This is a genomic window from Sphingopyxis granuli NBRC 100800, assembly GCF_001591045.1.
Lineage (GTDB): Bacteria > Pseudomonadota > Alphaproteobacteria > Sphingomonadales > Sphingomonadaceae > Sphingopyxis > Sphingopyxis granuli.
Map to the genome: position 1 here is coordinate 49949 of NZ_BCUA01000008.1, position 13344 is coordinate 63292.

12 protein-coding genes are annotated in these 13344 nt (G+C 65.6%); 5 read left to right on the forward strand and 7 right to left on the reverse strand.

From position 1 onward, the window contains the following. The first annotated feature begins 1 nt into the window (after position 1). Complete coding sequence (locus SGR02S_RS03650; protein ID WP_067105777.1) at positions 2 to 1063, forward strand: YncE family protein; 1062 nt, start codon at positions 2 to 4, stop codon at positions 1061 to 1063. Positions 1064 to 1118: 55 nt separating this feature from the next. Here SGR02S_RS03650 and SGR02S_RS03655 read toward each other — a convergent pair whose 3' ends face one another. Together SGR02S_RS03655 and SGR02S_RS03660 are read right to left on the reverse strand one after the other, a co-directional pair. Next, positions 1119 to 1898, reverse strand: a complete 780-nt coding sequence (locus SGR02S_RS03655) for an ABC transporter ATP-binding protein (RefSeq protein WP_067105779.1) — start codon at positions 1896 to 1898, stop codon at positions 1119 to 1121. Further along, positions 1895 to 2944 carry a FecCD family ABC transporter permease gene (locus tag SGR02S_RS03660; RefSeq protein ID WP_218000099.1) on the reverse strand — a complete coding sequence of 350 codons (1050 nt, stop codon included), beginning with the start codon at positions 2942 to 2944 and terminating at the stop codon, positions 1895 to 1897. Before SGR02S_RS03660 ends, SGR02S_RS03655 begins: the two co-directional genes overlap by 4 nt. A gap of 130 nt (positions 2945 to 3074) precedes the next feature. Here SGR02S_RS03660 and SGR02S_RS03665 point away from each other — a divergent pair, with 130 nt between their 5' ends. Further along, positions 3075 to 3881, forward strand: a complete 807-nt coding sequence (locus SGR02S_RS03665) for an alpha/beta hydrolase (protein WP_067105782.1) — start codon at positions 3075 to 3077, stop codon at positions 3879 to 3881. A 282-nt stretch (positions 3882 to 4163) separates the two neighbouring features. Further along, complete coding sequence (locus tag SGR02S_RS03670; protein WP_067105784.1) at positions 4164 to 4742, forward strand: cytochrome b; 579 nt, start codon at positions 4164 to 4166, stop codon at positions 4740 to 4742. On the opposite strand, the gene SGR02S_RS03675 is transcribed toward SGR02S_RS03670, so the two are convergent. Continuing rightward, entirely contained in the window at positions 4739 to 5077 is a 339-nt protein-coding gene (locus SGR02S_RS03675; protein ID WP_067105828.1) for a YciI family protein, read from the reverse strand. The genes SGR02S_RS03670 and SGR02S_RS03675 overlap by 4 nt on opposite strands. Before the next feature lie 202 nt (positions 5078 to 5279). Here SGR02S_RS03675 and SGR02S_RS03680 point away from each other — a divergent pair, with 202 nt between their 5' ends. Beyond that, positions 5280 to 5840 carry a peroxiredoxin gene (locus tag SGR02S_RS03680; protein WP_067105786.1) on the forward strand — a complete coding sequence of 187 codons (561 nt, stop codon included), beginning with the start codon at positions 5280 to 5282 and terminating at the stop codon, positions 5838 to 5840. Between the two features lie 33 nt (positions 5841 to 5873). Here the strand turns inward: SGR02S_RS03680 and SGR02S_RS03685 are convergent, their stop codons facing one another. Next, the gene (locus tag SGR02S_RS03685; RefSeq protein WP_082796934.1) at positions 5874 to 7241 is read right to left on the reverse strand and encodes an MmgE/PrpD family protein; all 1368 of its coding nucleotides are present in this window, start codon (positions 7239 to 7241) and stop codon (positions 5874 to 5876) included. Further along, entirely contained in the window at positions 7220 to 8644 is a 1425-nt protein-coding gene (locus SGR02S_RS03690) for an aldehyde dehydrogenase family protein (RefSeq protein WP_067105789.1), read from the reverse strand. The genes SGR02S_RS03685 and SGR02S_RS03690 overlap by 22 nt, the downstream gene beginning before the upstream one ends. A gap of 178 nt (positions 8645 to 8822) precedes the next feature. On the opposite strand from SGR02S_RS03690, the gene SGR02S_RS03695 reads away from it, so the two are divergent. Continuing rightward, positions 8823 to 9722, forward strand: a complete 900-nt coding sequence (locus SGR02S_RS03695) for an MBL fold metallo-hydrolase (RefSeq protein ID WP_067105791.1) — start codon at positions 8823 to 8825, stop codon at positions 9720 to 9722. A gap of 144 nt (positions 9723 to 9866) precedes the next feature. On the opposite strand, the gene SGR02S_RS03700 is transcribed toward SGR02S_RS03695, so the two are convergent. Then, on the reverse strand, positions 9867 to 12140 hold the full coding sequence (locus SGR02S_RS03700) for a TonB-dependent receptor (RefSeq protein ID WP_067105793.1): 2274 nt from the start codon (positions 12138 to 12140) through the stop codon (positions 9867 to 9869). Positions 12141 to 12440: 300 nt separating this feature from the next. Then, positions 12441 to 13328 carry an HpcH/HpaI aldolase/citrate lyase family protein gene (locus tag SGR02S_RS03705; protein ID WP_067105795.1) on the reverse strand — a complete coding sequence of 296 codons (888 nt, stop codon included), beginning with the start codon at positions 13326 to 13328 and terminating at the stop codon, positions 12441 to 12443. Positions 13329 to 13344: the final 16 nt, after the last annotated feature.

Below are 13344 nucleotides of genomic sequence, written 5' to 3' on the forward strand. Positions count from 1 at the left end.
CATGGTTATGCGCAATGCCTTCAAATTGTCGGTGGCTCTCGTCACACTGGCCGGTGCAACGGCCGCATGGGCGAAGCCGGCGGTAGACCGCTCGGTCAAGGTCGCTCCGGGCGGGCTGTACGAGATTGTGCAGAACGGTGCCGACAACGACATCTATATCGCAGCGGTCGGCCCGCGCGGCGAAGACAAGGGCGCGATCGTCCGCCTCGACGGCAAGACGCTGCAGCCGAAGGGGTCGATCGACGTCTCGACCAGCCCGCTCTACGGCCTCGCGATCAACCAGACCACGCAGACCCTTTACGGCACCGATACGCGCAACGGATCGGTATCGGCAGTCGACCTTGCAACGGGCAAGGTCGTCGGGACGGTCAAGGTCGGCGAAAAGGCCCACGTTCGTCAGGTCGCCGTCGATGAGGGGGCGAACAAGGTCTATGTCACCGTCGTCGGCGCGATGCGCGGCAGCGACACGCCCAGCGCCATCTGGGTGATCGACGGCAATAGCAACACGCTCGACCGCGTCATCGCGGTGCCGGGCATTTCGCTGACCGGACTGGCGCTCGATCCGGCGAACAAGCGGATCTTCTCGACCGGCATGAGCAGCAACGACGTGATCGTCCTCGACAGCGACAGCGGCGCGGTGAAGGCCCGCTGGCCGAGCGGCGGCGAGAATGCCATCAACGTCGCCTATGACGGCACGGCACAGCGCCTGTTCGTCGCCAACCAGGGCAACGGCGTGCTCGGCGTGATCAACGCAAGGGACGGCTCGCTGATCAAGGCGGTCCCGACCGGGGAAGGCGCGCTCAGCGTCGCCTACAACGGCGCCGTGGACCAGATCTATGTCGCGAACCGCCGCGCCGGAACGGTCAGCGTCGTCGATGCGAAAACCTATGAGAAGCTCGCCGATCTGGAAACGGGTACCTTCCCGCAGACGATCGCGATCAATCGCGCCGACAACAGCGTCTATGTGACGAACAAGGCGCGCGGCCTGCCGCGCGACGCCGCACCGGGGACGCCGCCGGTCGACGATCCGAAGGGCGACACGGTCACGCTGATCCGCCCCTGACCGGCCGCGGAAAGAATCGAAAGCCGCCCGATCCCAAGCGGAACGGGCGGCTTCCTTACAATATATCGTCGATCACCATGCGCAGCGACCCGCGCTCGCAATGATCGATGCGCGCCCGCACTCGCCAGACGTCGGCCAGCACCGCGGGCGTGATCGCTTCTTCGGGCGGCCCCGCGGCGGCCACCTGCCCTTCGGACAACACCACGACGCGGTCGGCGATCCGCGCCGCCGCCTGCAGGTCGTGAAGCACGAGCACGGCGATCATGTCCTGCTCGCGCGCCAGCGAACGCACCAGATCGAGCACGCGCACCTGGTGATTGAGGTCGAGCGCACTCGTCGGTTCATCGAGCAGCAGCAGGCGCGGTGCGCGCACGAGCGCCTGCGCGAGCGCCGCGAGCTGCCGCTGCCCGCCCGACAGCTGATCGATTCCGCGCATCGCCAGCGCTTCGATCCCGACCCGCCCGAGCACGGCCATCGCGCGCTCCGCCGCATCGCCACCATGGCCCTGCCCGGTGGGCGACGCTTCGAGCGCGCCGATCACCGTTTCGAGCACGGTGAGCGCGATTCCCTGCGGCAGCGTCTGCGGCATGTAGGTCACCGCTTTCGCACGGTCGGCGAGCGGCAGGCCGTTGAGTTCGTCCCCGTCGAGCCGGATCGAGCCGCGCGCGGGCGTCAGGCCGGCGAGCGCACGAAGCAGCGTGCTCTTCCCCGCCGCATTGGGGCCCAGCAGCGCGACCGTTTCGCCGCGCGCGATCGGCGGCAGCGACAGATGCTCGATCACCGCGCGGTCGCGATATCCCGCCGACAGGTCGGTGACCTGGAGGCCGGCGCTCATGCCCCCTGCCTTCCGCTGCGAAAGATCAGGAACAGGAAGATCGGGACGCCGATCATCGCGGTCACGATGCCGACCGGCATCAGCACCCCCGGCACCAGCAGCTTCGACAGCGCCGACGCGACCGACATGATCGCGGCACCGGTGAACAGGCTGGCCGGCAGCAGATAGCGATGATCCTCACCCAGCAGCATGCGCGCGATATGCGGGCCGACGAGACCGATGAACCCGATCGCGCCGACGAAGGCCACTGCGGTCGCGGCCAGCAGGCTGATGCGAAAGAGCGACAGGAAACGCAGCCGCCCGACGTCGACCCCGAAACTCTGCGCCCGGTCCTCGCCGAGCCGGAGCGCGGTGAGCGCCCTGGCCGATGCCAGCGAAAAGGGCGCGACGGCAAGCAGGACGAGCGCGAGCACGCTGACATTGCTCCACGTCGCGCGCGACAGCGACCCCATCGTCCAGAAGACGAGCTGCTGCAACGCCTCCTGCGACGAGAGGAACTGCACCAGCGAGGTCAGCGCGTTGAAGGCGAAGACGAGCGCAATGCCGAGCAGGACGAGCGTCTGTGCGCCCGCCGCGCGCTGCCGCGCAACCGCCTGAAGCAGCAGCATCGCGAGGAAAGCGAAGAGAAAGGCGTTGAGCGACACCATCCAGTCGGCCGCCCAGCTCCCCGCGAACGACAGGCCGATCCCCAGCACGATCGCCAGCGACGCACCGAAGGAAGCGGCCGACGACACGCCGAGCGTGAAGGGGCTCGCCATCGGATTATCGAGGATCGTCTGCATTTCGGCGCCCGCGAGCGACAGCGATGCGCCGACCATCACCGCCATCATCGCATAAGGCAATCGCACGTCCCAGATGATCGCGCGCTGTCCCGGCGTGATCCGGTCGGGATAGGCGATGCCGTACAGCACGTCGCGCGCGCCCATCCCCGATGGACCGGTCACCAGATCGGCGACGAAGGCCGCCACCGCGATCGCCGCGATCAGCGCGATGACCATCACGCGCCGCCGCACCGTGCGCCGATAATCGACCAGCATGGCTTTCATCGTCGGAGAGGGTCCGGCCGACCGGATCATGACATTTTGTTTCCCTTGGATTGGCATGGGTTGATCGAACGGCGCATCGATGCCATCCGCCTTATTGAAAACCGCTCGCAATTCCAGCCCTAATCGGACCATGACCGCTTCCGCCACCCCCGCCACCGATCCACGCATCGCCGAATGCCTGTCGCTGAGCCTGCCACACGGGGATGCGGCCTATCGCGTCGACCTCCACGTCCCGGCGGGCGAAGCACCCGTCGGGGGCTGGCCCGCGATGCTGATGCTCGACGGCGAAGGCTGCTTCGCGACCGCGGTGGAGGCGTTGCGGCGGATGAGTCGCCGTCCCGACGCAACGGGAACCGGACCGATGATCCTGATCGGCCTGTCGTCGCCCGACCGCGACCCGCAGGACCGCCATCGCGAACGCGATTTCGGCGCGCGCGGCGCGGCATCGGATTTCGCGCGTTTCGTCGAGGCCGATGTGATCGCCGCCGTCGCGGCGCACGCGCGGCTCGATCCGCGACGCCTGACCCTCTTCGGCCATTCGCTCGGCGGCTATCATGCGCTGTGGATGCTGGCGCATCGCCCGCATCTGTTCGCCGCGATCGCCGCGATCAGCCCGTCGATCTGGTGGGACCCCGAAGGCCTGCGCGACGCCTTGCGGCAGGCGTCGCTCGGCGATCATCGCATCCTGCTCTGCGTCGGCGAGTGGGAGGAGGAACTGCCGCCCTGGCAGGCCGCGCGGCAGGACAGCGATGCGGTCCGCAGCCGGCGGGCCGAGCGGCAGATGGTGGCGCGCGCCCGCGACATGGCGACGCTGCTCGCGGACCGTCTCGCCCCCGCGAACGTCCAGTACCGGATGCTTGCCGAAGAAGATCATGCGTCGATCATATCCGCCGCCATCCCGCGCGCACTGCGGCTTGCGTCGGCGGCCGGGCGCTAGGGTCAGGACCCATTAATTTGCGGTTCGAGGTTTGAAGCGATTTCGTTCAGGGCGAGGAGGCAAGGCGTAGGAATATGTCGATATTTCAAGACTTGCCGACGAAGCCATGGACGAAATCGGTCAAATCCCGCAGGGACGCCGAAATGGCTTCGATCTCAGGCCCGCGCGGCCTTGCGGGTAGCGATGCTACCCGCTGCATCCGCCCGAACCCGATATCTTCGCCATTTCGACGCCTCGAACCGCAAATTAATGGGTCCTGACCCTAAGGAACGGAGAACCGACATGCTGCTGCGCGACACGCCCAACCATTATGGATCGGTGACACGGCTGCTGCATTGGACGATGGCGCTGCTGCTGTTCTGGCAGCTCGGCGGCATGATCATGAAGAGCGTGCTCGGCCGCGTCCCGCTGATGAAATTCTGGGTCGGCACGCACGCATCGATCGGCGCCCTCATCCTCGCGCTCGTCGTCGTCCGCGCGCTTTGGGCGCTTCGCAACCGGCGGCGGCGCCCCACCTATTCATCGAATGCGATCGGCCAGGTCGCGCGCATCGGCCACATCCTCCTCTATCTGCTGATGATCGTCGTGCCCGCGCTCGCGCTGTTCCGCATGGCGGGAAGCGGCAAGGGGGTGACGCTGTTCGGCCTCGAGTTCGCAGCACCGACGGGGCAGGAGATCGCGTGGATGACCGCCCCGGCCAATGCGGTGCACGGCTTGCTGGCCTGGACGCTGCTTGCGCTGATCGCAGGGCACGTCGCGATGGTTCTGGTGCATCGCTTCGGGTGGCGGGACGACACGCTCTCCCGCATGATCGGCCGCCGCGTGGACGCCGCAGCGCCGCTGCAATCGAGTACGGACTAGCTCGCGGGGTCGTACATGAATTCGCGAAGCTCCTGCGCGCATCGACAGGCCGCCGCGATCTTCCTCGCCCACTCGACCGCATCCTCGCGGGACGGCAGTTCCAGCACCGTGAAGCCGCCCGTGAGCCCGCTGCCGGGATAGATTTCGGCCGACACCGATCCGTCGGCGGAGACCAGTACGGGCGCAACCTGCTCCGCTATCCCTCCGCCGAACACATAGACGCCGGCGGCCCTGGCTTCCTCGATCACCGCGTGCGCGTCGGCGGACACGATCGGGAACTCCGCGTCGGTGAGGACCAGGGCGTCGCTCGGAAAGGAGATGAGATATTTGGTCATCGCTTGAAGATGCATCGTGGGGGCCGCGACGACAAGGGGCCCGGGGAGCGCGCGGACGGGAAACGAATGATCGGTGTAGACGCCGCCGCTTTTTTTCATCATCCTGTCTCCCGTCGCAACCTTTCGCCACGCGCCGACGAAGAGGAGAGCGGAAGAGAGTCCGGACGAGGCGCGCGCCCACCGTTCGAGTTGGAGAAGCCAGATGAAAATCCGGAACAAGATCGCGACGTCGTTCGGCCTCGGCCTGTTGCTGGCCGTCCTCCCCGTACAGGGCATCGCGGCCCTCCAGCAGGGCGCGAAGGCGCCCGACTTCACGCTGAACGCCGCGCAGGGCGGCAAATCCTTCAGCCTGACGCTGAAACAGACGCTGCGGAACGGGCCGGTCGTGCTCTATTTCTTCCCCGCCGCCTTCACCCCCGGCTGCACGATGGAGGCCCATCTGTTCGCGGAGGCAAACAGCCAGTTCAACCAGCTGGGCGCCCGCGTCATCGGCGTGACCGCAGGCAACATCGACCGCGTGGCGGAATTCTCCAAGTCGGAATGCCGCGACAAGTTCGCCGTCGCGGCCGATCCGGGCGCCAAGGTCGCGGTCAAATACGACACCGCCATGCCGGGCCCCAACCAGACGCTCATCTCCAACCGGACGTCGTTCGTCATCGCACCCGACGGAACCATCCTGCTGAGCTACACCGACCGCAACCCGCAGGCGCATATCGAGAAGACGCTGGCTGCGGTCCGCGCATGGAACGCCAAGCGCGGCTGACCGCCGAACTTAAGCCGTGAGAACCGCGGTTTCTCAGGCGATATGGAGGGAGGCCGACAGCTTCGCCAGGTCGATGTTGCGAATGTCGTATGAAAGATCGAGGACCTCGCGAACGCGTGCTGCGCCGATCAAGGGTGTCGCCAATACGGAAAATTTCCGGTCCAGCCTGTCGTCGAGATCATTCGGTCCGATATCCGCTTCGGACACGTCCCAAACCGCCTCGAGCATCGTATCATCGCCGAGCCTGATGGTCGTCCTCGCGCCGAATATGCTGTCGAGATCGCCCACCACGCCGATTTTGCCGCGCAGGCGTCCGAGCGCCTCGTCGCCGGCGAGCATGTCGTTGAAAACGCCGATATCCGCCGTGTCATAACCGCCGAGCGTCAACGCAACGACCTGCCGCAGGCTGAATTTGGATTCGAGGCCGGTCGCCGGATTTTCGATATTGCAGACCTTGAGATGGCCGGCCGGAACCCGAAGTACGACGCTCTCCAAAGCGTCCGGGACCAGCCCCCGTTCGGTCACCAACTGCCGGACCGCCTCGATGCTCGAATGCGTCAGGTAGCAGGAGGCGTGATATTTGAAGAGCAGGTGGTCGAGGCTCTCCCCGAATCGCGGCGCCCGCCAGTCGGCCGGAACCGGCTGGTGCGCCTGAGTGGCGAGAAAGCCCTGATCGGTTTCCAGACTTTCGCGATTTGCGGTCATTCCGCGCGCGGCAAGCCGGGCGGCAATGACGCCGGCCGACGCCGCACGACCCGCGTGAAAGGGCTTGGCCATGGTCCCGAACATCGATTTCAGCCCCGCCGCCTGCGTCGCCGCCAGCCCGATCGCGTTTTCGGTTTCTTCCGGCGCGAGGCCCATCAGCACGGCGGATGCCGCCATCGCCCCGAACGCGCCGATCGTCGCCGTCGAATGGAAGCCATGGTCGTAATGGCCCGGCATGGCGAGCGTCCCGACGAAACGCGCGGCGTCATAACCGGCGATGATCGCGCGGGCGAGTTCCTCGCCCCGCGCGTCCACCGTCTCCGCCACCGCCAGCGCGGCCGGAACCACGACTGTCGCCGGATGCCCGATGAACTGCTGAACATCGTCATAATCGAGAGCATGGCCGGTGGTGCCGTTGACCAGCGCCGCATCGGCGGCTGCCGCCCGGCCGCCGCCCAGCACCGACGCCGCGCCTTCGGCGGATGCAAACTCGGCGCGGAGGATTTTCGCGACCGGCTCGGTCGTTCCCGCCAGCGCGACGCCCAGCCAATCGATCAGGATGCGGCGGACGGCGGCATATTGCTCGCCCGTCGGACGCGCGTTCCCCGACCCCGCGATCGACCGCGCGAGTAAGCCAGTGAACGGCTGCGCGCCTGCCATCCGGCTTTCCGCGCTCATATGCGGATCGTCACGCATTTGAGCTGGGTATAATGGGTCAGCGCCTCGATCCCCTTCTCTCGCCCATAGCCGCTGTTCTTGTATCCGCCGAAGGGCGTCTCGATCCCACCAGCCATATATTCGTTGACGAAGACCTGGCCCGCCTCCAGCGCCGCGGCCATGCGGAGCGCGCGGCCGATGTCGCGGGTCCAGACGCCCGCGCCGAGCCCGAAATCGCTGTCGTTGGCGATCGCGACCGCCTGATCCTCGTCCTCGAACGTCAGCACGGTCAGGATGGGGGCGAATGCCTCCTCGCGCGCGATCCGCATATCAGGCGTCACGCCCGCATAGACCGCCGGTGCCGGGAAGAGCCCCTTGCCCACCCCCGGTTCCGGTGGCTCGCGCGTCAGCCGCACCGCGCCCTCGGCCTTCGCCAGATCGTGGAACCGGCGCACGCGCTCGAACTGCGCGGCCGTGGTCGTCGCGCCGAAGACCGCGCCGTCCTGATCGCCATATCTGAGCGCATCGACCGCGGGGACGAGCCGGTCGAGAAAGGCATCATATATCGACGACTGGAGCAGCAGCCGCGTTCCCGCGACGCAGACCTGTCCCGCATTCATCGTGAAGGCGCGCACCGCGCCCGCCACCGCCGCGTCGAGGTCGGCGTCCGCGAAGACGATGTTCGGCGACTTGCCGCCCAGTTCCAGCGTCAGCGGGATGATCCGTTCCGCGGCGACGCGGCCGATCTCGCGCCCGGCCCGCACGCTGCCCGTGAACATGACCTTGCGAATGCGCTCGTGCGCGACCAGCGGTTCGCCCACCTCGCGCCCCGTGCCCAGCACGACGTTGACGACGCCGGGCGGCAGGCCGCATTCCTCGACCGCGAGGCGCGCGACCTCGACCAGCGTCGACGGCGTTTCCTCCGACGGCTTGGCCACCACCGTATTGCCGACCGCCAGCGCCGGCGCGATCGCGCGCGCCGCCTGATTCAGCGGCGCGTTCCACGGCAGGATCGTCGCGACGACGCCAAAGGGCTCGCGGCGCGTGTAGCTGTGATAGGGCGCACCAATATTGATGACCTCGCCGTAGAAGATGTTCGCGAGGCCGCCGTAATATTCGAAATACTGGGCCGACATCTCGATCTCGCCGGCCGCCTGCGCCATGATCTTGCCGGTTTCGCGCGCCTCCATCTCCGCCAGTCGCGCGGCATGGGCGCGGATCGCGCGGCCGATGTCGACGAGGATACGGCCGCGCTCCATCGGCCGCATGTCGCGCCACGCCGGAAAGGCGGCGCGCGCCGACTGGACCGCCCGGTCGACGATCTCCGCGCCGCCGAGCGCGACACGCCCGATCACTTCGCCCGTCGCCGGCGCCAGATTGTCGAGATAGCGCGCGCCCGGTTCGACGACCTCGCGGCCGTCAATGAAATGGTGGCAATCCATCGTGCGATCCTTTCCCTTCGCATGACCCTATCGCTTTCGGCGGCGGCGCAAAACGGCCCGCGCGCTTCATCGCATATGCAATGGATCGTCCGGACGCATTCGGGCACGGACCTTTCTCCGCTATCCTCGCGCGACCGGGTCCGGACGGGCCCTATTCGATCGGGTGAGGGATGAACCAATGCAAAGCTGGACAATCGGCAAGGTCAGGATCAGTCAGGTCATCGAACAGATCGTACCCGAAGGCATACCGGGCCTGATGCCCGATGCGACGCCGGAGGCGCTGCTGGCGATCCCATGGCTCTACCCCGAATTCATCACCGAAAAGGGCGAGCCGAGCCTCAGCCTGCACGCCTTCATCCTCGACACACCCACGAAGCGGATCATGGTCGACACCTGCATCGGCAACGGCAAGGACCTGAAGATCGCGCCGATCTGGGATCAGATGCAGACCGATTTCCTGGAAAAGATGAAGGCCGCGGGGTTCCCGCCGGAATCGATCGACATCGTCGTCTGCACCCACCTGCACCTCGACCATGTCGGCTGGAACACGATCCGGGTCGACGGGCGCTGGGTGCCGACTTTCCCCAACGCGCGCTATCTGTTCGGGCGGGTCGAATATGATTTCATGCAGGCGACCCACCACAGTCCCGACGTCGACGAAGCCTGGCGCGAATGCAACGCCTCGGTCGAGCGGGAGTCGGTCCAGCCGGTTATCGACGCCGGTCTCGTCGATCTGGTCGAGGTCGATCACCGGATCACCGACGAAGTGTTTCTGACGCCGACCATCGGCCATACGCCGGGCCACGTCTCGATCGTCGTCCGCTCCGAAGACGAAAGCGCGATCATCACCGGCGACTGCGTTCATCATCCCTGCCAACTCGCGCATCCCGACTGGGGCACCAACGTCGATGCCGACCCCGAAATGAGCAAAAGAACGCGCTGGAAGCTGTTCACCGACGCGACCGAGGATGGCTGCCTCGTCCTCGGCACGCATTGGACGGGCGCGGGCGGCGGCACGGTCGTGCGCGACGGAGGTGCGTTCCGGCTGGAGTTCGAGCCGACCGTCCGGCTGCCCTGACGCCCTATCGCTTCGGCGCCCCGCGCGGCCGTCGCCTTCGGTTCCACCGATGGCGACGGCCTTTTTCTTGACCCCCGGATGAAAAAAACGGGCGCAGCCACGCATGCGGCTGCGCCCGATCAGGCTGAGAGAAGGCGATAGGCGTCAGAAGTTGAAGCGCACCATCGCCCCCCAGGTGCGCGGATCGGCAGGCGCGAAGAAATCGAGCCCGAAGAAGGTCCTGAGGTCGAGACCGTAGAGATAATAATGCTTCTGGAACAGGTTCTTGACATAGAGACCGGCGGTGATCCGGTCGTTGCTCCACAGCAGTTGGGCATCGACCTTCGCATAGCCGTCCTGGTGCAGACGCTCGTTGCCGATCGGGTCGCCAGGGAAGGATTCGCGGTCGTTGAACGGCGAGTACCACTGATGTCCGGTATAGGAGACACGCGGCAGGAATTTGAGGTCGCCGTCGCCGATCCGCGCCATCGTCCAGTCGATGCCGGCCTGGGCGGTCACGTGCGGCGCGAACGGCAGCTCATTACCCGCCAGATCGACGCCGACCGTCCCGCTCGCGACATCGCGGCCGAGCACGAGCTGATCGTATTTGCTGTGCAGTAATCCCAGCGACGCGTTGAACGACAGCGCGGGCGACACGCGGCCGTTGAGCTCCAGTTCCCCGCCATAGACGGTCGCCGAACCGGCATTGCGGAGGAAGCCCGTGAAGTTGATGACCTCGTTGGTCTGCTGGTTCTTGTAATCATAATAGAAAGCCGCGAGCGAATAGCTGATCGCGCCGTCGAACAGCCGTCCCTTGCTGCCCACTTCATAGGCGTTGACCGTCTCCGGCTTGATATAGTCGAGCTGTGCGACGCTGGCGTAGGCGCCGCCGTTGAACGTCCCTCCGCGATAGCCGCGATTGTAGCTGGCATAGAGGATCGCCCCGCTGTCGAACTCGTAATTGAGCGCGAGGCGGCCGGTCAGCGCGCCGTCCTTGCCATATTGGGTCGGCACCGGCTGACCGTAATTTGCCGGGTCGGTGACGGTATAGACGATCGGCTCATAGTCATAGTCGCCGAAATAGGAGAGCGCATTGCGCAGCTTCGACTTGTCCCATGTATAGCGCAGCCCCGCCGTCAGCGTGAGCTGGTCGGTCAGCTTGTAGTCGGCCTGCGCGAAGATCGCAGTCGAACGGCGATCCTGGGTATAGCGCTGGTTGATCGAGAAGCCGCCCGTCGCACCCGTCACATCGGGCGGCGCACCGAGGTCGCGCAGGAAGAAATAGAGGCCGAGATTGTTGTTGGTCCGCGTCGTATCGGTCCCGTAATAGGCACCAAGCACCAGATCGAGGCGATCCGTCGACAGGTTCGCCCGCAATTCCTGATTGAACTGGTGGGTCTTCGACGACGGCGTATAATCGAGCAGGCTGAGCGGCTGCGCGTCGGCATCATTGTCGACGAGGAAATAGCCGCCATCGTAGCTGGTCAGCGAGTGAAGCGTGAGACTGTCGCTCGCCTCGTAGGAAATCTTGCCGAGGAAGCCATAGCTGTTGGTCCGGCGCTTGCCGGCATAGCCATATTCGACCTCGTAGAAACCCAGCCCGTCGCGCGTATAGCCGGTGATCGGATTGGCTCCCGACGGCGTCGCGCCGACCGAATGGAGCGCGCCCTGGGTCAGCTTGTCCTTTGATCCATAGGCCTTCAGCAACACGTCGAGTTCGGGCACCGGCTTCCAGCGGAGCTGGACGCGGCCCGAATAGCTCGTTCCGCCGTTCGGACTGGGTTTGCCGGGAATCAGATTCCTGAATGTCGGGTCGTTGCGATCGTAGTTGGCGGCGATGCGGATGCCGAGCTGGTCTTCGACCAGCGTCGTTTCCAGCGCGGCCTGTCCATGGAGGGTGTCATAATTGCCATAGCTCGCCTCGACATAGCCGCTGCTGCCCGACAGGTCCGGCTTGCGCGTGATCATGTTGATCGCGCCGCCCGTGGTGTTGCGGCCGAACAGCGTCCCCTGGGGACCGCGAAGCACCTCGATGCGTTCGAGATCGTAGAGCTGGGCGCCCTGGCTGGTACGTGACGCGATATAGGCATCGTCGATATAGACGCCGATCGGCGATGCCTGATTGGCGGAATATTCGTTGCCGACGCCGATACCGCGCAGCGAGAAATTGGGCTGCGTCTTGCCGTAGGCGCTGTTGATCTGGAGGTTCGGAACGACCGTCGCAAGCTGGCTGCTGTCGCTGACCCCCGCGTTGGCGAGCGCGGCGCCCGTTACCGCGGTAATCGCGATCGGGACCGAGAGCATCGATTGCTCGCGGCGCTGCGCGGTGACGACGATGTCGTCACTCGAGGTCGCACGAGCGACTTCGCTCTCGTCCGAAGACGTCTGGGCATGGGCAGGTGCCGCCATGATGAGCCCCAGTGCGGCCGATTGAAGCATTATGCTTTTGGTAAGCATCGCAAAACTCCCTCCCAAATCTCATGCTTCGCGCATGGAATATCTTGTGAATGATGGAACTTCATTTTCAGAAATTCAGAGAAACGGAGCCTGAAAAGGCGAAACAACTCCTCCTCCCGCAGCGCAGGATTATTTGGAAAACAGGATGAAGAGGTTGAAAATCAGTAGGAGTCGGCAGCCCTTTTCCAACCTTCTCCACTACGAAAGCACAATCGCCTCCGATGTGCGAGTATTCGGTGCCATCCGACGCGAACTCATCACAGACGTGATGAGATGGCGCTCTCAATCGACCGATTCATCGCGTCGGCGTGCTATCGCGGCCGCTGTAGCCTGCACACGTCGCGCATCGTCGAGGTGAAGCCGTTCGACCATCTGCCCGTCGATCTGCACCACCCCCTTCCCCGCATGGTCGGGCGCATCGAAAGCGGTGATGATGCGCTCCGCCCATCGCACCTCGTCGGGGGTCGGCGAATAGACGGCATTGCACGGATCGACCTGTCGCGGATGGATGATGGTCTTGCCGTCGAAGCCCAATACCAGACCCTGCCGACACTCCGCCTCGAAGCGGTCGATATCCTGAAAATCGTTGCAGACTCCGTCGAGTACGATCAGCCCATGCGCGCGCGCCGCGATGACGGCGGAGGTCAGGATCGGCAGGAAAGCGAGCCGGTCAGGCGTGAGCGCCGCGCGCATTTCCTTCGCAAGATCGTTGGTGCCCAGAACCATTGCCGCAAGGCGCGAGCCCTCCGCGGCGGCCGCGATGGCAGGCAATGCAACAACGGCCGCGCAAGTCTCGATCATCGCCCACAGCGACAGTCCCGCCGGCGCATCGCGGAGCAGTTCCCCACAGCGCGCGATGTCGGCGGCGCTGCCAACCTTGGACACCAACACGCCGTCCGCGCCCGAGCGCGCAGCCGCGACCAGATCGTCGCGCCACCAGGGCGTGTCGAGTCCGTTGGCGCGGATGATCAGCTCGCGGTCCCCGAAACCGCCCTCCTGCGCCGCCGCCACGGCGGCGTTACGCGCTTCTTCCTTTCGCTCCGGCGCGACCGCGTCTTCCAGATCGAGGATGACGATATCGACCGGCAGTGTCCGCGCCTTGGCAACGGCCCTGGCATTGATCGCGGGCAGGTAGAGCGCGGTGCGGCGCGGCTTGAAAGGCAATCGCATGAAAGCGTCTCCGAAC